This window comes from Providencia rettgeri (assembly GCF_023205015.1).
GTDB classification, from domain to species: Bacteria; Pseudomonadota; Gammaproteobacteria; order Enterobacterales; family Enterobacteriaceae; genus Providencia; species Providencia rettgeri_E.
In genome coordinates this window covers 3564234-3586075 of the sequence record NZ_CP096258.1, presented here as the reverse complement: position 1 = coordinate 3586075, position 21842 = coordinate 3564234, and the positions used below count along the sequence as shown (strand labels likewise).

16 protein-coding genes and 1 riboswitch are annotated in these 21842 nt (G+C 41.7%); of the genes, 10 read left to right on the top strand and 6 right to left on the bottom strand.

The features are described from left to right. Positions 1-125 precede the first annotated feature (125 nt). Positions 126-941, top strand: a complete 816-nt coding sequence (gene djlA, locus M0M83_RS16260; protein WP_248466966.1) for a co-chaperone DjlA — start codon at positions 126-128, stop codon at positions 939-941. 445 nt (positions 942-1386) lie between these two features. Here the strand turns inward: djlA and rluA are convergent, their stop codons facing one another. The 6 genes from rluA to thiB all read right to left on the bottom strand — a co-directional run bounded on the left by rluA (position 1387) and on the right by thiB (position 11175). Then, positions 1387-2040, bottom strand: coding sequence for a bifunctional tRNA pseudouridine(32) synthase/23S rRNA pseudouridine(746) synthase RluA (gene rluA, locus M0M83_RS16255; RefSeq protein ID WP_140171583.1), 654 nt, complete (start codon positions 2038-2040; stop codon positions 1387-1389). 136 nt (positions 2041-2176) lie between these two features. Then, entirely contained in the window at positions 2177-5083 is a 2907-nt protein-coding gene (gene rapA, locus M0M83_RS16250) for an RNA polymerase-associated protein RapA (RefSeq protein WP_213913050.1), read from the bottom strand. A gap of 379 nt (positions 5084-5462) precedes the next feature. Then, the gene (locus tag M0M83_RS16245; RefSeq protein ID WP_248466965.1) at positions 5463-7814 is read right to left on the bottom strand and encodes a DNA polymerase II; all 2352 of its coding nucleotides are present in this window, start codon (positions 7812-7814) and stop codon (positions 5463-5465) included. A 73-nt stretch (positions 7815-7887) separates the two neighbouring features. Then, the gene (gene thiQ, locus M0M83_RS16240; RefSeq protein ID WP_248466964.1) at positions 7888-8598 is read right to left on the bottom strand and encodes a thiamine ABC transporter ATP-binding protein ThiQ; all 711 of its coding nucleotides are present in this window, start codon (positions 8596-8598) and stop codon (positions 7888-7890) included. After that, positions 8591-10195, bottom strand: a complete 1605-nt coding sequence (gene thiP / locus M0M83_RS16235; protein WP_248466963.1) for a thiamine/thiamine pyrophosphate ABC transporter permease ThiP — start codon at positions 10193-10195, stop codon at positions 8591-8593. Before thiP ends, thiQ begins: the two co-directional genes overlap by 8 nt. Next, entirely contained in the window at positions 10171-11175 is a 1005-nt protein-coding gene (gene thiB, locus M0M83_RS16230) for a thiamine ABC transporter substrate binding subunit (protein ID WP_125890318.1), read from the bottom strand. The genes thiP and thiB overlap by 25 nt, the downstream gene beginning before the upstream one ends. A 58-nt stretch (positions 11176-11233) precedes the next feature. Further along, a riboswitch (TPP riboswitch) is annotated at positions 11234-11331 on the bottom strand. A gap of 112 nt (positions 11332-11443) precedes the next feature. Here thiB and rppH point away from each other — a divergent pair. The 9 genes from rppH (at position 11444) to recC (ending at position 21834) form a co-directional block, all read left to right on the top strand. After that, positions 11444-11977, top strand: a complete 534-nt coding sequence (gene rppH / locus M0M83_RS16225; protein ID WP_004908658.1) for an RNA pyrophosphohydrolase — start codon at positions 11444-11446, stop codon at positions 11975-11977. A gap of 3 nt (positions 11978-11980) precedes the next feature. Continuing rightward, positions 11981-14227 carry a phosphoenolpyruvate--protein phosphotransferase gene (gene ptsP / locus M0M83_RS16220; RefSeq protein ID WP_248466961.1) on the top strand — a complete coding sequence of 749 codons (2247 nt, stop codon included), beginning with the start codon at positions 11981-11983 and terminating at the stop codon, positions 14225-14227. Positions 14228-14390: 163 nt separating this feature from the next. Then, the gene (gene lgt, locus M0M83_RS16215) at positions 14391-15287 is read left to right on the top strand and encodes a prolipoprotein diacylglyceryl transferase (protein WP_213913044.1); all 897 of its coding nucleotides are present in this window, start codon (positions 14391-14393) and stop codon (positions 15285-15287) included. Between the two features lie 118 nt (positions 15288-15405). Continuing rightward, positions 15406-16257 (top strand): thymidylate synthase, encoded by an 852-nt coding sequence (locus M0M83_RS16210; RefSeq protein WP_213913043.1) that lies wholly within the window; start codon positions 15406-15408, stop codon positions 16255-16257. Between the two features lie 317 nt (positions 16258-16574). After that, the gene (locus M0M83_RS16205; protein ID WP_248466959.1) at positions 16575-17060 is read left to right on the top strand and encodes a prepilin-type N-terminal cleavage/methylation domain-containing protein; all 486 of its coding nucleotides are present in this window, start codon (positions 16575-16577) and stop codon (positions 17058-17060) included. Further along, a complete protein-coding gene (locus tag M0M83_RS16200; protein ID WP_213913041.1) occupies positions 17054-17659 on the top strand; it encodes a prepilin peptidase-dependent protein in 606 nt (201 codons plus the stop codon). The genes M0M83_RS16205 and M0M83_RS16200 overlap by 7 nt, the downstream gene beginning before the upstream one ends. Continuing rightward, positions 17656-18096, top strand: coding sequence for a DUF2509 family protein (locus tag M0M83_RS16195; RefSeq protein WP_248466957.1), 441 nt, complete (start codon positions 17656-17658; stop codon positions 18094-18096). Before M0M83_RS16200 ends, M0M83_RS16195 begins: the two co-directional genes overlap by 4 nt. Continuing rightward, a complete protein-coding gene (locus tag M0M83_RS16190; RefSeq protein WP_213913039.1) occupies positions 18096-18482 on the top strand; it encodes a prepilin-type N-terminal cleavage/methylation domain-containing protein in 387 nt (128 codons plus the stop codon). Before M0M83_RS16195 ends, M0M83_RS16190 begins: the two co-directional genes overlap by 1 nt. Then, positions 18460-21834 carry an exodeoxyribonuclease V subunit gamma gene (gene recC, locus M0M83_RS16185; protein WP_248466955.1) on the top strand — a complete coding sequence of 1125 codons (3375 nt, stop codon included), beginning with the start codon at positions 18460-18462 and terminating at the stop codon, positions 21832-21834. Before M0M83_RS16190 ends, recC begins: the two co-directional genes overlap by 23 nt. The last annotated feature ends 8 nt before the right edge of the window (positions 21835-21842 follow it).

Sequence of the window (21842 nt, the reverse complement as noted above, 5' to 3'; positions counted from 1 at the left end):
CTTAGCCAACCACTTTGCGCCAGTATAATGTAAGAAACTTTACGCGCGGGTAGTTATGCATAGAGCTGAATGAATAGTATGATAATGCAAAATTGCATTTTGAGCATTGAAGAATTGAGGGATATATGCACTATTGGGGCAAAATTATTGGCGTTATGCTCGCAATCGTCTCTGGATTAGGCTTTTGGGGGGCGCTAGTTGGGTTAATTATTGGGCATGGTTTTGATAAAGCATCGATCCAACGTAAATTTGCAGGGCGAATGAATAAGCGAGATCGCCAAATCATTTTCTTTGCGAGTACTTTCCAAATTTTGGGGCATTTAACGAAGTCCAAAGGCCGTGTAACCGAGACAGACATTCAGCTTGCGACCAATTTAATGGACAGAATGCAATTACACGGAGAAACACGAAAAGCGGCTCAACAGGCGTTTAGAGAAGGCAAATCACCTAACTTTCCTCTACGTGATGTACTAAAACAATTACGTATGGCCTGCTATGGTCGTTTTGATTTGATTCAGATGTTTCTGGAAATTCAATTACAAGCTGCTTTTGCCGATGGACAATTACATCCGAACGAACGAAAAGTACTGTTTATCATTGCAGAAGAACTAGGGATTTCTAAGGTTCAGTTTGAACAGTTCTTGGATATGATCCAAAGTGGTCGCCAATTTGGCCAAGGGTACTCTCAGCAGCAATCAGGCGGGTATTATCAGCAATCGAATGGCCCAACCCTTGAAGATGCTTGTAAAGTGCTTGGTGTGTCTCCCAGTGACGAGCCAACAAAAATTAAGCGTGCTTATCGTAAATTGATGAGCGAACATCACCCCGATAAACTGGTTGCTAAAGGTTTACCGCCAGAAATGATGGAAATAGCGAAGCAAAAAGCGCAATCAATCCAAGCGGCCTATGACTTAGTCAAGAAGGAGCTCGGCTTCAAATAAATTTCCCCGTCATATTTCGCGCCGCAGCGTTGTTGGCTGCGCTCGCGCACCCTAGTCACATACTACTGTATGCTCCTAGGGATTCGCTCTCTTGCCGCCTAGCTGCAACACGAACTATTTAGGGGAAATCAGGCTAACGAAGAAAAACCAAAAAATCTCGCTTTGTTATCTTCATTCATGAACCCTAGTTACGTAGTTATCTATGCGCCTAGGGATTTGCTCTCTTGCCGCCTAGCTGCAACACGAACTATTTAGGGGAAATCAGGGGAATAATTAAAATGGATTATTTCGCTTCCGTTTTTTGTTGGCTGCGCTCGCGCACCCTAGTTACATAGTTATGTATGTTCTTAGGGTAAAAACAAACGGGAAAATAATCAGCGCAAAAACAGAGTGAGTTAATTTCTGCACTGGTAATATTGAAATCTAATCAATCGATTAGAGACCGTTAAAAATCCGGTGGGCAGGTAAAATGCATTGGTGTGCCATATTCAGGGTGGGTGATATATAACTCCTGAGCATGTAACTGTAAGCGAGGGGCGAGCGCTTTGGCCTCATCGTGAGCATAAAAGCGATCACCAAGAATAGGGTGGCCTAAAGCTAACATATGGACTCTCAATTGGTGAGAGCGGCCTGTAATTGGTGACAATTTCACGCGAGTGGCTTGTTCTTCATATTGTAAAACTTGGTATTCAGTTTGTGCCGATTTACCCGTTTCAAAGCACACCTTTTGCTTAGGGCGGTTTGGCCAATCACAAATCAGCGGTAAATCAATCAAACCTTCTTCTTTTTCTAAATGGCCCCAAACACGAGCAATATAGACTTTTTTAGGCTCACGCTCCCTAAATTGGCGTTTAAGCTCTCGCTCAGCCTTTTTGTGTAGTGCCACAACCATGACACCACTTGTCGCCATATCTAAGCGATGTACAGATTCAGCTACGGGAAAATCACGCTGAACACGGCTCATAATGCTGTCGTGGTGCTCAGGGGCTTTTCCGGGCACAGAAAGTAGCCCACTAGGCTTATTCACCGCAATAATATGGTCATCTTGGTATAGCACATGCAGCCAAGGTTCAACGGAGGGATGGTAGGGTTCCATCATAAGGTATATCGCTCCCAAAGCTCTTAAAATAAATTCTCCCTCTAATGAGGGAGAAATTGGTAATGATTTTAAGCTACGCTCATCATAATTTAAACAGCTAATAATAAGTGCATGAATGGTTTAGCACGTAATACGCTTATTGATGAGTCACCACAACTAAGCGGATGGCATCTAGGCGCCATGTAGCTTGGTCGATATTGGTCATCAGTTTTTGGCGCTCTTCTTCAATGATCTCAAGCTCTTCATCACGGATATTGGGGTTGACCGCTTTGAGTGCTTCTAAACGAGAAAGTTCCAGCGTCAGTGCCTTATCTGCCGCTTCTTTTGCATTTTCTATCAATGCTTTGGCTTCTTTCTCGATCATCGGTTCTGATAAGCGTAATACCGAATGAACCTCATTTTGTACGGCATTGACCAATTTGCTCGCCATATGGCGATTAATGGCATTTAATTGGCGGTTAAAACTTTCAAACTCAACTTGAGATGATAAGTTATTACCTTTTAAATCAACTAATAAGCGTACTGGTGTTGCAGGTAAGAACCGGCTAATTTGCAGGTTTTTAGGTGCTTGCGCTTCCACAACGTAAATGAGTTCAGTCAATAAGGTGCCAACAGGTAATGCTTTGTTTTTTAACAAAGAAACTGCGCAGCTGCCAGTATCGCCAGATAACACTAAATCTAAACCATTACGAATAATTGGGTGCTCCCAGCTGATAAATTGCGTGTCTTCACGGGAAAGCGCTTGCTCTCTATCAAATGTGATGGTGCAACCATCTTGAGGAAGCCCTGGGAAATCAGGGACTAACATATGGTCTGAAGGCGTTAGGATAATCAAGTTATCACTTTTATCTTCTTGATTAATACCCACGATATCAAAAAGATTAAGTGCAAAGTTGACCAATTCGGTATCGTTATCACCCTCGCCAATTTCTTCAGCTAATTGATTACCCGACTCGCCACCGTTTGAATGCATTTCAAGTAAGCGGTCACGGCCTTGTTCTAATTGTAATTTCAAGCTGTCATGTTCAGCACGGCAGGTTTTAATAAAATCATCAAAACCTTCAGTGACTGTCGGTTCAGCCATAAATTGTAGCAATGGTTGGTAGTATTTATCGTAGATAGCGCGACCAGTTGGGCAGGTATGTTCAAAGGCATCTAAGCCTTCGTGATACCAGCGGATCAACACTGCTTGCGCAGTCTGTTCTAAATAAGGCACATGGATACTGATATCGCGGCTTTGACCAATCCTATCCAAACGGCCGATACGCTGTTCCAGCAGATCAGGGTTGAATGGCAGGTCAAACATTACTAATTGATTAGCAAATTGGAAGTTACGTCCTTCAGAGCCGATTTCAGAACACAATAGCACCTGCGCCCCTTCTTCTTGAGAAGCGAAATAGGCAGCTGCTCGGTCACGCTCTAATAACGATAACCCTTCATGGAACACGGCAGCACGAATCGCTTCGCGCTCGCGTAAAACTTGTTCTAATTGTAGAGCAGTTGCGGCTTTTGCGCAGATCACTAGCACTTTTTCATGACGGTTAGCAGTCAAAAAGCCCATTAACCATTCAACACGTGGGTCAAAGTTCCACCAAGTGGCGTTTTCACCTTCAAACTCTTGGTAAATTTGTTCTGGATAGAGCATCTCTTTTGCACGTGTTTCAACGTCTTTTTTACTACCCATAATACCGGCCACTTTAATTGCGGTTTGGTATTGGCTGGGTAATGGCATTTTTAATGAGTGCAATTCACGACGCGGGAAGCCTTTCACGCCATTACGGGTATTTCTGAACAATAGGCGACTGGTACCGTGGCGATCCATTAACATGTTGATCAGTTCTTGGCGAGCAGCATGGCCGTCTTCACTCTCGACATTAGCCGCTTTTAGCAGCGGTTCGATATCTTGTTCTTTGATTAGCTCATTAAGTAAATTTTGCTGGTCACTCGTGAGTTTATCACCCGACAGTAACAGTGAAACTGCATCAGCGACCGGACGGTAGTTTTCTTGCTCAGCAATAAAGTCTTGGTAATCATGGAAACGGCTAGGGTCAAGTAAACGCAGGCGGGCGAAGTGGCTTTCTTGGCCAAGTTGCTCTGGTGTTGCCGTTAATAGCAAAATAGACGGGATATTTTCGGCTAATGTTTCAATGACTTGATATTCGCGGCTCGGGGCAGTCTCGCTCCACTGTAAGTGGTGAGCTTCATCGACAACCATCATGTCCCAGCCAGCTTCAACTAATTGGTCAAAACGCTGCTTATTACGGCGGACGAAATCCAGTGAACAGAGAACAAGTTGTTCTGTTTCAAATGGATTGTCGCTGTCATGTTGTGCTTCGCTATAGCGGCTATCATCAAACAATGAAAAACGTAGGTTAAAGCGGCGTAGCATTTCAACCAGCCATTGGTGCTGCAAGCTATCAGGAACGATAACTAAGACACGCTCAGCACGGCCTGCCATCAATTGCTGGTGGATAATCATTCCTGCTTCAATGGTTTTACCTAAACCCACCTCGTCAGCGAGTAATACGCGCGGGTGGTGGCGTTTTCCCACTTCATTGGCAATATGTAATTGGTGTGGGATCAAGCTTGCACGAATGCCGCGTAAGCCAGTCGCTTGGTGTTTGACTTGCTCGCTTTGGAATTTACGTGCACGAAAGCGCAAAGCAAAACGATCCATACGGTCAATTTGCCCAGCAAATAAGCGGTCTTGCGGCTTATTGAATGTGAGCTTGCTGTCAAGGAACACTTCTCTAAGGCTCACACCGGTTTCTTGCGTATCTAAACGTGTGCCGATGTAAGTCAATAATCCTTTATCTTCTTCAATGCTTTCAACTTGAAGTTGCCAGCCTTCGTGGCTGGTAATGGTATCACCTTCATTAAACATCACTCGGGTAATAGGGGCATCACTGCTAGAGTACAGGCGGTTTTCGCCACTAGCAGGGAAAAGCAGCGTTACCATACGGGCATCAATTGCCACGATGGCACCTAATCCAAGTTCGCTTTCTGTATCGCTGATCCAGCGTTGACCAAGAGTAAATGGCATAGATTTAACTTAATTCCATAAAATTGAGAGTTTATTTTTTAGATTTTTTAAGACAATTTTTATCAGTGTCTTCGCCCAGTGTTGGTGTAACGCATTAGCTAGTTACACAAGGAAGAGTTCGAATTATTTTAAAAACAGTCGTTACCTGATGATTAATTATACACATTTAATCATTCAAATTGCAGCAAAGTAAGCATCAAGACGTTTGCTGGGCTTGTGGCCAAGACAATAAGTAATGTCTATTTGAATTATAACGGGTATTGTTGATTATCACGCATAATTTGTGTAGCCAGACGTGCGAGATATCAAAGGGGCGATATATTAATTCAACCGAGGCCCATCGTCACCTGTTAAAAAAACATCAAAGATGGAATAAATTTTAAAACAAAAGGGTGATTTGCCCAGTTAGCAGGGTATCAAAGTCATCTTGTAAGAAAGGTAAGATGGCATCGGCTATTGGCTTGATTTGCTTAGCGATATAATGTTCGTAATCTGGTTTTGCTGTGATGATTTCTAGCGGTTCAGGCCCCGCTTGAGTGATAATATAGTTTATCCAACCACCATTTTGGTACTGCAAAGGACGCTGTAATTTTAAATTATAATCATCAGCGGCACGAGCGGCTCGAACATGGGGGGGAACATTTTTTTGGTAATCAGTCAATTTTCGGCGCAGACGCTTTCGGTAAACTAAACGGTCATCATATTGGCCTGAACGAATATTTTGTACATATTCACGAATATATTCACGGTAAGGTTGGCGATAAAAAATACGAGTATAGAGCACTTTTTGGAATATTTGTGCTAATGGGGTCCAGTCTGAGCGAATGGTTTCCAGCCCTCGAAACACCATGGTGTCTTTACTCAGCCCTGCATAGCGCTTTTTGCTCCCCATTTCAGCACCACGCACGGTTGGCATTAAAAATCGGCGGTAATGGGTCTCATATTCGAGCTCTAAAACCCCCTCTAATTGCCACTCTTCTGATAAATGCTTTTTCCACCAACTATTCACGTAATCACGTAAAGCAAAACCAATTTTTTGGGCTTGCTCTTCAGTGTGGGCATCACGTAACCATACAAACGTGGAGTCGGTGTCCCCATAAATAACCTGATAACCCTGTGACTCAATCAAACGTTTGGTTGTACGCATGATTTCATGTCCGCGCATGGTGATTGATGCAGTTAGCCTTGGGTCAAAAAAACGACAACCTTCAGCCCCAAGTACCCCAGCGAATGCGTTCATAATAATTTTCAACGCTTGGGATAGCGGTGCATTATGTTCTTTTTTGGCTTTATCCCGTTCTTGCCAGATATGGCTGACAATATCGGGTAAACAGTGGGTTGTGCGAGAAAACCAAGCTTGGCGAAAACCGGGAACAGAATGTTCAAGGTCTGGATGCGCTAATCCTTCAATCATACCCGCCGGATCGATGAGAAAAGTTCTAATAATTGAAGGATATAGGCTTTTGTAATCCAAAACTAATACGGAGTCATATAGCCCGGGTTGAGAGTCCATGACAAAGCCACCGGGGTTGAGTTGCATTTTTTGCTCTGTGAGGTTTGGCGCAACGAAACCAAGGCGGTGCAATCGTGGGATATATAAATGAGAAAATGCGGCAACTGAGCCCCCCATTCGATCGACAGGCAACCCTGTCACCGTTGAACGCTCCTGCAAAAACGCCATTAAATCAGTTTTTTCAAAGATCCGATGAACTAAAATACAGTCTTGAATATTGTAATGTGCCAAGGCCGGTTTATCGTGAGCAAAGCGACGGTTTATTTCATCCATTCGATCATAAGGGGTATCTATGGCTTTGCCCTCACCAAGTAGCGTTTGGGCGACAAACTCTAAACTAAATGAGGAAAAACTCCATGTCGCGGCTTTTAATGCATCGATACCATCAATAATTAATCGGCCTTCAGCAGCAGCAAAAAATACTCCTTGTTTAAAGCCATGCTCTCGCCATTCCAGTTTTTTGCTTTGCCGACCAAACAATAAGGGGATGCCATAACGCTCTGCATGCTTTTGTAAGACTTGTAGGTCGAATTGGATTAGGTTCCAACCGATGATAGCATCAGGGTCGTATTGCTGAAGCCATTCATTGAGCTTATGAAGTAATTGTGGGCGGCTATTCACATAGATTAATCGATGTTCAGTGCTCAATGCAGGTCCTTGCTCAGGCCCTAGCATAAATACCACGTTGTCACCGCAGCCAGACAGCCCTATCGAATAGAGCTCACCATGTTGACTGGTTTCGATATCAAGAGAAACGGCTTTGACTAAAGGGCGATAACCTTCGCAAGGCTTTAGTTGGAACTCCCCTTGGGGATCTCGAGAAAACCAGACAGAAGCGGCGATAAAACGTTCCATTAAATAGCGTTCACTTGGACGAATATCGGTTTCTAATAATTCCACACCCAATTCGTGGCAACTTTTTTCAAGGTTCTGTAATTGCCGATATTGATGGCAATAAATCGCATAGACTTTTTCGCGTTTAAAATCAATTAATTCAAGAAGACGATAGGTAATATTGGGGTGCGCATCTAATAGGTGTTTTATTTGAGGAAATTGAGATTCAGCTAAAAAGCCAATCGCTTTTTGATAGGGAACGGTGACTTTTTGTGGTTGGTTATCAGTGAGTAGCCAATAAGAGACCTCGACACCGTGGCGGGTGTCTTTCCAGTGACGGCTAAGAATAAAGCCTTTTTCCACTGAGCGGATGAGTTGGGTCATTAGGCTACTCGCATAAAACTCACATAAAAATAGTTACGATAAATATACGCGAATAGTGTGAATTTATACAGTGTTAATTATTGGCAGCGGTTGTGATACTCAGTAACGCAGATGCCGCACTTTGCCCTTTCAATAGTAATTGAGTATCGCCATCGTAGGCGATTTTCCCCTCTGCAATAACCAGTGTCCGCGGGGCAATTTGCAGGGCATCATCGATATTATGGGAAACCATTAATAACGTGATTGATTTCTCCGCACAAATTTCCTTAAGTAATAACAGCATTTCTCGGCGTAATGCAGGGTCGAGAGCAGAAAAAGGCTCATCAAGCAGTAAAATCGGTTGGTTACGGATCATGCAGCGTGCCAATGCTGCGCGTTGGCGTTGTCCTCCCGACAGCTGCGCGGGTAACCTATCTAAACATTCACTCAGGCTGACTCGGCTCGCCATTTGTTCAACTAGTTGAATCTGCGTTTTATTAAGGCGTAAATTGGGTTGCAGACCCAGACCAATATTTTGCCGGATAGTCAGGTGTGAAAATAAGTTATTTTCTTGAAATAGCATGGAAACAGGGCGCTTAGCAGGTGGCGTGAAGGTATGGTCTTCGCCATTGAGCACAATCTTACCGCTATTGGGAAATTGAAAACCGCTAATTAAACTTAATAGCGTACTTTTCCCTGCACCACTTGGCCCCATAACTGCCACAGACTCACCGGACTGAACAGAAAAATCAAATGACATTGTCAGGTTGTCGTATTGGTAATCTAACTGAGTCAATTTAATCATGATGTTTTCCTGAAATACGTTCAATCAAGCTGAATAAGCAAAAGCAAAGTAATAACAATAGCATGGCCGTAACAGCCCCATCGTTCGACCGATAAGCCCCTATTTGCTGATAAAGATAATAAGGGAGCGTGCGGAAGTTATCATTGCCAAATAACGCGACGACACCAAAATCACCAATTGAGATAACACAGGCAAATGCGAGCGCTTGGGCGATTGGTTTACGCAGTGCTTTAAGTTCAATAATTCGAAAGCGATTAAAACCCGAAATATCGAGTGATTGGCACAATGGGTTATAGCGTTCAGCGCTGTCTCGCATTGGGTTTTCTAATACTTTTAACGCATAGGGGATAGCTAACAAAGCGTTTGTCATGATGACTAATGGGTAAGGGGATTCAGGTAAGCCTATCGTTTCATTAAAAAAGATAAAAAAACCTGTCGCTAGCACAATACCGGGCATGGCTAAAATAATTAACCCGCTAAGTTCTATGGCTTGCCCAAGACGAGCAGCTTGGCGTAAGCGCAATTCACGGCTGCTCCATAACAACATTAAGGTGAGTGCCACACAGACAGCGCCCGCACATAGTGCAATAAACACCGAGGTTGCCGTGGCTTGCCATAAGGCAGATTGCTGCAGTACCGCCCAGAGTTGCCCATTTAAGCCATCAAAAATAACAGCGAACAGCGGGGGCAGTAGCAATAACATGGCAGCGATAATGAGCAGCAGGTCACGAATACGACGAAATGCGTTATCAGCGGGGTCAACCCATTGCGCTTGTTGGCTAAAACCCACTGAAAATACACTATTTACTCTGTGGCAGATAAACATTAAACCAACACAGAAAAACAGCTGGATGAGTGCCAAAAGAGTAACCCGTCCTAAATCAAAATCATAATTCAGTGCTTGGTAAATAGCCAATTCGATGGTGGTTGCTGCCGGGCCGCCTCCTAAAGCAAGAACCGTCGCAAAGCTGGCAAAGCACAACATGAAAATTAATGCGGCCGTGGGTAATATTTGTCGTCGTAAATAAGGCCATTCTAAAATAGTAAATTGTTGCCACTCATTAAACCGCAGCTGTGCTGCAATTTGCCGTTGCTCAACGGCAATATTCTCTAAAGATTGCAATAGCATACGTGTTGCTAGTGGCATATTAAAGAATACATGCGCTAACAAAATGCCTTTTAGACCATAAGGTGAGAAGGTGTAATTAAGCCCCAATAATTGGCAAAGTTTAGCCAACCAACCCGTTTGCCCGTAAACCGATAAAATACCAAACACAGCAACTAACACTGGAAGAACCAATGTCATCGCACATAAACGTAAAAACAGGGTTCGCCCAAAAAAACGACGGCGATGTAATGCTCTTGCAAGAAAAATAGCAGGGATCACAGAAAAAATAGCGGATAAAAAAGCCTGCCAGAAAGTAAAACCAATCACATGCCACAAATAGCTATCACTGATAATGTCAGCCAGTGAAATTTCAGGTGCAAAAAACCACAGCGCGCCAAAACTAATGAGTGCAACTGTAATCAATAAACCGGAGGCCAACGCCCCCGGTAGTAAAGATAAATTCATTAGCGACTGACGGCGGCTTGCCATAAACGAGTCCAGTTTTGGCGTTCTTTTGCAACTTCTTGAGAACTAAATTGTAAGGCTTTTTCAGGTAGAGGTAACTGGTTGTATACCTCAGGTAATGGAATATCAATAACCGGATACATCCAGTTAGTTGTTGGCAAGGTGTTTTGGAAATCAGGCGTTAAGACAAACTGTAGGAATTGCTTGGCGAGTTCCGGTTGTGGGCTATTTTTTAGCCTTGCTGCGACTTCAACTTGCATGTAGTGACCTTCATTAAATAATGCCGCCGCATAGTTATCTTTTTGGTCATTAAGCATTTGGTAGCCCGGTGATGAGGTGTAACTGAGTACAAAATCACCTTCCCCTTTTAAGAACAGGCCATAAGCTTCACTCCAACCTTTAGTGACGGTAAGTGTTTTGCCTGCCATTTTTTGCCATGCATCCGCAGACTTGTCGCCATACAGTTTTTCAATCCACAGCATTAAGCCAAGCCCTGGAGTGCTGGTGCGAGGATCTTGGTAAATAATTTTCCAATTATTATCACTATTTAATAATGCATCCATACTTGCTGGTGGTTGTTTAATTTTATTAGTGTCATATATAAATGCAAAGTAACCATAGTCATAAGGAATAAAGGTTGAGCTATCCCACGAAATAGGCAACTTCAATGCACTAGTATCAATGTCAGCAGGGGCAAACAGGCCTGTTTTTTCAGCAGAATCTAATAAATTATTATCTAACCCTAAAATCACATCTGCTTTGCTTTTTTTCCCTTCCATTCTGAGTCTGTTTAGCAGCGCTACGCCATCTCCCAGCGCCACTATTTTTAACTCGCAATCGCACTGCGCTTCAAAATTCTTTTTAATTTGAGGGCCAGGGCCCCACTCTGCAGCAAAGGAATCGTAGGTATAAACAGTGAGTGTTGGCTTATCAGCCCATGCTAATTGGCTTAAACTGAGTGCACTAAAGGTAAAAATCGATGCTATAATTTTGTTTTTAAACATGCTTTTTCCTGCGCTAATAGAGAGTGACACAGGATTTGAGGTGGAACCGGTGCAGATATGCAGGCGGTGGCTCAAATCCCTACGCCGGTATTAACCGGATCAGGTTCTACGGGTTAGTTCTCAGCCTAAATAAATTCGGCACCCCGTTGAGATGTTCACTATTGTAGTGACTTCAGACATATCTGCAAACTGTATTGATATAGGTTTACCAGTTTAGGTATGTGTGAAACAATTAGGCATCTTTCAAATTTGGTTATTGAGGTAGTCTGTGATTGATGATGATGGCTACCGCCCGAATGTAGGAATTGTAATTTGTAATCGGCAAGGGCAAGTTTTATGGGCCCGCCGCTATGGTCAGCACTCATGGCAGTTTCCTCAAGGAGGCATCAATCCCGGGGAATCGCCGGAACAGGCGATGTATCGTGAGCTATACGAAGAAGTCGGGCTACAGCGTAAGGATGTTAGGTTATTGGCATCTACCCGTAATTGGTTACGTTACAAATTACCCAAGCGTTTGGTGCGTTGGGATACAAAACCTGTTTGTATTGGGCAGAAACAGCGTTGGTTTTTACTTCAACTTCAATGCAATGATGCCGATATAAACGTGCAGCGCAGTAAATCGCCAGAATTTGATGGCTGGCGATGGGTCAGTTATTGGTATCCTGTTAGGCAGGTAGTTTCTTTTAAACGTGAAGTTTATCGGCGTGTTATGAAGGAATTTGCCCCTGTTGTTATGCCTCTGCAGGAACAAAAATTACCACAACGACCCACTTTTAATAACCGTAGGCGTGGAGCAAAGTAGCCTATGTTGATGCGTTTACGTGAAATTGTCGAAAAAGTTGCAATGGCGACAAGTTTAACTGATGCGCTAGAAGTGTTGGTGAATGAGACCTGCAAAGCAATGCGAACTGATGTTTGTTCCATTTATTTAGCGGATCACCCTCGCCAATGCTATTACTTAATGGCAACCCGCGGGTTAAAAAAACCTAGCGGGATTGCTATTCGCCTAGGGTTTGATGAAGGTGTCGTGGGGGCCGTAGGGCGCCAATCTGAGATGCTTAATCTAGCCGATATTCGTGAACACCCTCAGTATAAATTCCTGCCTCAGCTTAGAGAAGAACAGTTAAGGGCTTTCTTAGGTGTCCCAGTGGTCTATCGCCGTCAATTATTAGGCGTGCTGGTGGTACAGCAGCGGGAAAAACGACTGTTTAATGAAACCGAAGAATCTTTTATGGTCACGTTGTCGATGCAACTTGCCGTGATCTTGTCACAAGCTCAAGCAAAAGGTATTTTTGGGCAATATCGACAAAATAGAATTAAAGCCATTCCTGTATCACAGGGGATTTCAATGGCTTATGGATGGCAAGATAGTTCCCAACCCTCTTTAGAGAGTGTTTTTCAAGCCAGCGCCATTGATATCGAGAAAGAAAAACAACGCCTTGCCACAGCCCTCGAAAGCGCCACTGCGGAATGTCGTCGTATTAGTAAACGTTTTATGGCGAGTTCAGCAAAGGAAAGTGCTGCAATATTTGATCTCTATAATCATCTGCTTAGCGACCCACAGCTAAAAAAACACCTCTTTGCTACCATTAATAACAACGCAACCGCGGAATGGGCGGTGAAAACGGTCATTGAAAATTATGTAGAGCAGTTTTCTCGCCTGCGTGACCTCTATTTAAGAGAAAGAGGGGCTGACTTAAAAGCCTTGGGGCAACGTTTATTATTTCATCTTGATGATTCACTGACCGCAAATGAGCAGTGGCCAGAGCGTTTTATTTTAGTTGCTGATGAGCTAAGTGCTAGCGTATTGGCCGAGTTACCTATTGAGCAACTTGCTGGTGTGGTCGTGCGTGACGGAGCAACACATTCTCATTCTGCGATTTTAATCAGAGCAATGGGAATTCCTGCAATTATGGGGGCGGATATTGAGCCTTCGCTATTACATAACCGCCATTTAATCTTGGACGGTTATCGTGGCGAACTCTTTATTGAACCTGAAAACTTAATTGTTCAGGAATACCAGCAAATTATTGAAGAAGAAAATGTCATTAGCCGCTTAGCAGAAGGGACTCTTGGGCAAGATGCAATACTTAAAGGTGGCGAACACGTTCATATTTACCTTAATGCGGGTTTAAGCCCGCGGTACGAGCAGCAAATTAACACAGGGGTTGATGGTGTTGGTTTGTATCGTACTGAACTTCCTTTTATGTTGCACAATGGTTTTCCCTCGGAAGATGAGCAGAAACAGCTCTATAAGGAAGTTTTACAACTCTTCCCAACCAAACCAGTTGTGTTAAGAACCCTTGATATAGGGGCTGATAAACAGCTGCCATACATGCCAATTAGCGAAGAAAACCCAAGCTTAGGCTGGCGTGGTATTCGTATTATGTTGGACCAGCCCGAGATTTTTTTGATTCAGCTAAGGGCTATGCTTCGGGCGAATATGCTTTCGGGTAATTTACGTATTTTATTACCTATGGTGACCAGTGTTAATGAGATAGACGAAGCCATTTTGTTGGTTAAAAGAGCAAGGGATGAAGTGAGTGTTTTATTAAAAATGCCAATTGAGATGCCTCAAATTGGTATTATGCTTGAAGTTCCTTCTTTGCTGTTCTTATTACCTGAAATTAAAAAACGGGTTGATTTTATCTCTATTGGAACGAATGACTTTACACAATATTTACTTGCGGTTGACCGTAATAACACCCATGTAGCAGCGCTATATGATAATCTTCACCCCTCAGTAATACGCTTTTTAGCAAAAGTCAGTGAAGAGTGCCAACGCCTTCAACTTCCTGTAAGTGTTTGTGGGGAAATGGCGGGGCAGCCACTTAGCGCAATGGTATTAATTGCACTTGGGTATCGCTCCTTAAGTATGAGTGGGCGTAGTGTTCCTCGTATGAAATATTTAATCCGCCAGCTTGACCCAGTCTTGATGTCGCAGTTAGTACCGAAGTTGTTGGCTGCAGAAACGAGTGACAGCGTTAGGCAAGAAGCGAGTGAATTTATGGAATTGCATCATTTAGGTGGGTTTGTTCGTGGGGGTATTTAATTCACAGCAGGACGTGAGCATTTTATTTAGTTTACTTCGAAAAATATCAAGTATAAATAACTATCCTTTTTGTTGTATGCTTCAGGGGACTTTATAAGTTGAAGTCTGTTGAATACGTAATAGTCGACGAGTAGTTGGCTTAATGATTAAAAAGTGGGGAACAATGAGTAACAACTACTTAGCATTTCCAGAAATAGATCCTGTTATGTTCTCGATTGGGCCAGTATCGTTACACTGGTATGGTTTTATGTACCTTGTTGGCTTTGTTTTTGCCCTTTGGCTTGCCGGACGCCGTGCTGCAAAACCAAATAGTGGTTGGACAAAAAATGAAGTCGAAAATTTACTGTATATTGGCTTTGTTGGCGTATTTGTCGGTGGCCGGCTAGGTTATGTTTTCTTCTATAATCTCCCTGTTTTTCTTGATGATCCTCTATATCTCTTTAAGGTTTGGGATGGCGGCATGTCCTTCCATGGCGGCCTAATCGGTGTAATATGTGCCATGATGTGGTTTGCTCACCGAACTCGCCGTCGTTTCTTGCAAGTCTCTGACTTTGTTGCACCATTAATTCCATTTGGCTTAGGTATGGGCCGTATTGGGAACTTTATTAATGGGGAGTTATGGGGACGAGTGACACTCGATACACCGTGGGCATTTTTATTCCCCCATTCGCGCAGTGAAGATATTCAACTTGCCGCCCAGGACCCTTCGTTATTACCCATATTAGAGCAATATGGTGTGTTACCAAGACACCCATCGCAGCTTTATGAAATGTTCTTAGAAGGGATTGTTCTCTTCCTTATCTTGAACTTATTTGTGCGTAAACCTCGCCCAATGGGGAGTGTTTCCGGGCTATTCTTGATTGGTTATGGTGCATTTAGGATCATCGTTGAATTCTTTAGGCAACCAGACGCCCAGCTTGGTTTGTTTGGTGGTATTAGCATGGGGCAAATTTTATCAATCCCAATGATTATTATTGGAGTTCTGATGATTGTTTGGGCTTATAAATACGGTAAAAATGTGCCGGCTCATAAGCCACTAAAAGAGCCCAAAAAGAGTTAATAAGTACAATTGCTAAGGCTAGCTTAGTCTGTTGAACATAACTATTTTGTAATTAAAACAATGAAGTTCAGCTGGTGAAAGTTAGCCACTTAAGTTATTTTTGAAAAAGAGAGTCACTATGAAGCCGTATCTTGATTTATGCCAACGTATTATTGATGAAGGCCAATGGGTTGAAAACAAACGAACAGGAGTTCGTTGTTTAACCGTTATTAACGCTGACCTTGAATATGATGTTGGTAATAATCAATTCCCCTTGATTACGACTCGTAAAAGTTTTTATAAAGCGGCAATAGCAGAGCTTCTTGGCTACCTTCGCGGCTATGATAACGCAGCCCAGTTTCGCGAGATTGGGTGTAATACTTGGAATGCGAATGCAAACGAAAACCATGCATGGCTAAATAATCCCCATCGTAAAGGTGAAGATGACATGGGGCGCGTCTATGGTGTTCAAGGGCGCTCATGGCAACGTCCAGACGGTACGCACTTAGACCAATTAAAAAAAGTCGTCAATAACTTAAAAAATGGAATTGATGACCGCGCGGAAATTATCACTTTCTATAACCCGGGTGAATTTGAAATGGGCTGCTTACGTCCCTGCATGCATACTCATACTTTTTCACTATTAGGTGATACGCTACATTTAACATCTTATCAGCGTAGCTGTGATGTTCCTCTTGGCCTGAATTTCAACCAAGTACAATGTTTTGTTCTACTTGCACTAATGGCTCGCATTACAGGGCACAAAGCTGGTAAGGCTTATCATAAAATTGTGAATGCGCACATCTATGAGAACCAACTGCCTTTGATGCGTGATGTCCAGCTGAAACGTGAGCCTTTTGCTTCCCCTTCATTGGTTATTAACCCCGAAATTAAGTCATTAGAAGACCTCGAAACATGGGTAACTTCAGATGATTTTATCCTCGAAGGGTACCAGTGCCATGAGGCTATCAAGTATCCATTTACTGTTTGATTAGCGAATAAATTGTTTACTAAGATGGTTTTATCTGAAAACCATCTTAGTCTTGTTTTTTTCATCTCACTATTTCCCTCCCTTTACTGATTTCATTGTCCTTGATGAGTTTTATCTTGGCTCATAATTAATTTACTTTCTTGTATTTACTTTGAATTAACTATTTTTTTGCGAAGCGCTTCGCAGACCAAGTTGTATGGATATGAATCTTTTTATTTTGTTGCGAAACGTTATGCAGTTTGCAATGACAGGCCTCGCTATATCGGCTTTTTTTGGCAATCTCTGTCTTGCGTATGAAAAAGTGAGGTCACAACAAGATGAAAGTTGAATCAAATACAATACAGCGTGGTTTCACCTTAATTGAAATTCTAATTGTTTTATTTATCTGTTCTTTGGTCATGTTGTCTGGTTTATATCAATGGCAACAGCAGGTAGAAAGGCAACGATTAATCGATGCAGCTAGGCAAGTATCAGAGTTTATCTATAGTCAAATGATGGAAGGCGTCTATTTAAATAGGTACCAAATATTATCGGTTAAGGTTGGGGTAGGTGATTGGCAGCTGCTTGTTAAAGATGCAAATAACAATCAAGAGGTTGGCAAGCTAACAGCAGAAAGGCATCGAGGAATAGAGCTCTGGAAAGCGAGCCGGACGTCAATTCAGTTATATGGAAAGCAGGGGACTATTCGTGCTTTCAGTGTAGGGCTAAAAAATCAGTATGAGCAGATCACCATTTATATCTCTTCATTAGGCCGCATTAGAAGTTGTAGTCATAAAAAAATGACTGGGGTGCCGAAATGTTGAACCCCTTAAATAACGATAAATTAAAAAAACAGCGGGGTTTTACACTGATTGAAATATTGATGGCAATGGCAATCAGTAGCATTGTCTGTGTATCAGCGATGAGTGCCATTCCGACATTGTTTAAAAAAACCTATCGAGCTTATATTCAATATCAAGTAGACAAAGATATAAGGCAAACATTAATAAACATGGAAAAAGATTTTAGAAGGATCGGTTATTGCAGTAGCTTAGATTGTGGAAAAGAGCCGTTAAAAATCACATCTAAGTTTTTAAGTCGAGGAAGTAACTCATGTATTATTTTTGCCTACGACCAAGATTTATCGGGCAAGTGGGAGAATATTAAATCTAAATCGATAGAGTCTGATTATTTTGGGTATCGATTAAATAATGAAAAATTAGAATCTAATCGAAATGTCAGGGATTGCGATGGAACGCGTTGGCAATCGCTATTTGATGAGAAGCTAATCAAGGTTAAAAAATTAGCGTTTGATTGGCAGGAAAATACCCAATTACTTGAAATGAAAATAAACCTTAAGGCAGATTTGTTACCTAACCAAACGTTTGATTACCGAATAGCGGTTTTGGTTAGGAATTTATGAAGAATATAGCGCAACAACAGGGAAATGCGTCTCTACTTACGGTGATCATTTTTATCACAATAGGCTCATTATTGATTAAATCTGTACATTTTTTCCAAGAGCGGGCTCGAGATGAACTGCGCAAGGAAATTAAATATTTCGATGCTTTTAATAAAGCAGAGTCAGCGCTTGCGTGGGGTGGGACATTGAAATGGGATAGTCAGTATAGAGGGCTAAGGAGTTGGGTTTGCCAGACAGAGGAAACTCAGCAGTGGAAAAGTTGTTTAAAACACTACAAAGGGGCGACTTTTTTGTTGTCGGGGCAAAGCCATTATCGTCTAGGAAATGATATTAAAGTTTATCGATGGATGGTATTAGATGCAAATAAGCAACAGCTTTTTCCCCGTAAAAATGGGTGGTTAGATTATTGCCCAGTAGTAAAAAAAGGGTTTTGCTAGTGAAAATAAAACAGCAAGGATTTGCATTAATAGAGGCAATGATTGGCGTGGTTATTTTTGCTATTTCATTAGTAGCTTTGGTAAACTATTCTCAATATATCATATTGAATTTTAATCAATTGTATATGAATTCCTCAGCGGTTAGGGCATTGCATAGCACATTAGAAAAAAGCGCAATGTTAACAGCATCAATATCTGGGGAGAAAAATTCTGCCATGGACCCAGATTTGCGTTACCCTGAATGGAAAATACAAATGACCCGTTTACCGCAGGTCGATAACTGTACAGAGTTAGTGGTATCGTTAACAATAAAAAGACAGCCATTTTCATTAAGTCGTTGGTATTGCTCAACAGGAGAGCACTATGTTTCAAGTGTATCATTCTAATCAATTAGATTTATTAAAAGATCTAATGACTCATTTAATGAAAAATGAACCACTTTCTCACCCTTTTGAGCAAGAAATAATTTTAGTGCAAAGCCCTGGGATGTCTCAGTGGCTGCAAATCGAACTTGCTAAGCAATTTGGTATTGCCGCAAATATTAACTATCCCTTACCTGCAACATTTATTTGGGACATGTTTAGGCGGGTTTTACCGGATATTCCAAAAGAAAGTGCTTATACCAAGCAAGCCATGACATGGAAACTCATGACAATACTGCCAACTGTCATTGGCGAGGACGAATTTGAACCTTTAAGGCATTATCTTCAAGAGGATACAGATAAACGTAAACTTCATCAGCTTGCTGGTAGGATTGCCGATTTATTTGACCAGTATTTAGTTTATCGCCCACAATGGGTCGAAGTATGGCAAAAAAATGAACGAGTAGAGGGGCTAAGTGAAAATCAACTGTGGCAAAAACGTTTGTGGCAATGCCTTGTTGATTATTCAAATGAATTAAAACAGCCACCTTGGCACCGTGCTAATTTATATCAACATTTTATTGATACATTATCATCGAACCCTGATTTAGGAAAAAAACTGCCTAAACGTATTTTTATTTGCGGTATTTCATCTCTTCCGCCTGTTTATCTACAAGCTCTCAATGCTATAGCAGAACATACAGATGTTCATTTAATGTTCACTAACCCTTGTCGTTATTATTGGGGTGATATTCAAAGTGCATCGTTTTTAGCTAGGTTACAGCAAAGAAAGCTTCGACATTATCTTGATAAACATGAAATTTCACGTTTTAAACTTGAAGAGCATGTACCTAATTTATTCAACGAAAATGGTGAACAGGACATCGTAAATCCATTACTCGCATCGTGGGGAAGGCTTGGCAGAGACAATTTATACTTTATTTCTCAAATCGATAGCGCTAATGAAATATCAGCCTATGTTGATACTGAACGAGTTAATTTATTAGAGAATATCCAGCAAGATATTTTAGATCTCGAAAATCACGCTCAATTAGGGACAACATTAGAAGATTATGAAACGAGTATCGGTAAGCGAGCAATCAATAAGTCAGATAATTCGATAACATTCCATTTATGCCATAGTGCACAGCGGGAAGTTGAAGTATTACAAGACCATCTGCTTGCTCTTTTTGAGCAAGACCCATCGCTAACACCGCGTGATGTCATTGTCATGGTTGCAGATATTGACAGCTATGCACCCTATATTCAGGCTGTTTTTGGTAATACAGCATCAACTCGTTATATCCCATTTTCAATTTCAGATAGAAAAGCACTACAAGCTCACCCTATTCTACAGGCATTTATTATGTTACTTGACTTGCCTCAGAGCCGTTTCTCAACGGAGCAAGTTCTCAGCCTACTTGAAGTTTCTGCTTTTTCTCAACGTTTTGGTATTGATGAAAGTGAGTTAAGTTTATTGCGCCGCTGGGTTAATGAATCAGGGATCCGCTGGGGGCTTGATGATGATAATGTACGTTCTTTCGCTTTACCAGTGATAGGGCAAAACACATGGGAATTTGGTTTAAGTAGAATGTTGCTTGGCTATGCAATGGATAGTAGAAATGGCCCATGGAATGGTATTTTACCTTATGATGAATGTAGTGGTTTAGCGGCTCAACTTGCTGGGAAATTAGCACTATTAATCAACACACTCAGAGAATGGCGTTCTGTACTCGCACAAGAACGTCCACTTGATGCGTGGAAAGAACTTTGCCAACAATTACTTGATAGCTGCTTTATGGTTGATGGAGAAACTGAACTCGTTCTCGCACTATTGACGGAACAGTGGCATCAAATAATCGATAATGCGATAACTTCAGGATATGAAGAGCAAGTGCCATTGCGATTAATTCGTGATGAACTTTCAGTTCGTTTTGATGATGAAAAGATTAGTCAACGTTTCTTGGCTGGAGCTGTTAACTTTTGTACTTTGATGCCAATGCGTTCAGTGCCATTTAAGGTTGTGTGTTTATTGGGGATGAATGATGGGGCTTACCCGCGAAATATACCACCTTTAGGGTTTGATTTGATGGCTGAAAAGCCTGTTCGTGGTGATAGAAAACGCCGGGACGACGATAGATATCTATTCTTAGAAGCATTGAATTCAGCATCTAAACAACTGTATGTTAGCTATATTGGGCTTTCTATTCGTGATAATCAGCCTTGTAATCCATCGGTATTAGTGACTGAATTAATTGACTATATTTGCCAAAGTTTTTGTTTAATTGGCGATGAAACCTTGAATATAGATGAAAGTGCTAAACGATTAAGAGCACATCTGGTCATTCAACATAATAGAGTCCCATTCGCCAAAGAAAATTTCTTACCAGAAACGCCCTATCAAAGCTTCGCGAGTGAATGGTTACCTGCTGCAAAAACAACAAATAAAGTTGATGAACCATTTTGTTCAGTACTTGAAATACGTGAACCCATCACTGAAATTTCGTTAGAACAATTATTACGTTTTTATCGTCATCCTATTAGGGCGTTTTTTCAACAGCGTTTGAAAGTCCATTTTTCTATTGAAGAAACTGAACTGCCAGAAGAAGAACCATTTAACTTAGGTAGATTACAGCGATATAAAATTAATGACCAAATTTTAGATTTGCTTGTCAAAGATAAAAGCATTGAACCTTTTTACTCTGCTTTAAAGGCATCAGGTCAGCTGCCAGCTAGGCAATTTGGCCAACTTTTTTGGGAACAACAGTTGAATGAGATATCGCCATTAGCTGAAAAAGTTAAAGAATATGATATGCAGTTATTTGATTATCCATTTGATTTTCAGTTAAATGGAATAAAAATTACTGGTGTACTGAAAAATGTTCATGAAACAGGAATAGTACGTTATCGCCCGGCTTACTTAACTGCTAATGATGGCGTACAGCTATGGGTGGAGCATTTGTTATTTAACTCACAAATAGGTGAAGGGGAAAGCCTGGCACTGGGAAGAGAGAATAGCATTTGGCAGTTCTCAGCAATTAGCAAAGAAGATGCATTGGTTTATCTGCAAGATTTAGTCGAGGGCTACTGTGAAGGGTTTAATTCCCCACTAATTCTTCTTTCTCAAAGTTGTTGGAGTTGGGTTAAGGCTTGTTTTGATAAAAAGACTAAACAGTACGATTTTTCGAGTGAAGAAATTCAACAAAAAGCATTATCTGCATTGTTCCAGAGCTTACAAGGAAGCCAGATGCAAAAAGGTGAGATGGAGGACGATTATGTATCAAGAGCTTGCAGAAGCATAGATGATGCGATGATTAAATCTTTATTATCAAATACTCAGCGGTTTTTATTGCCGATGACTAAATACTTGAAATGACAGGAGAG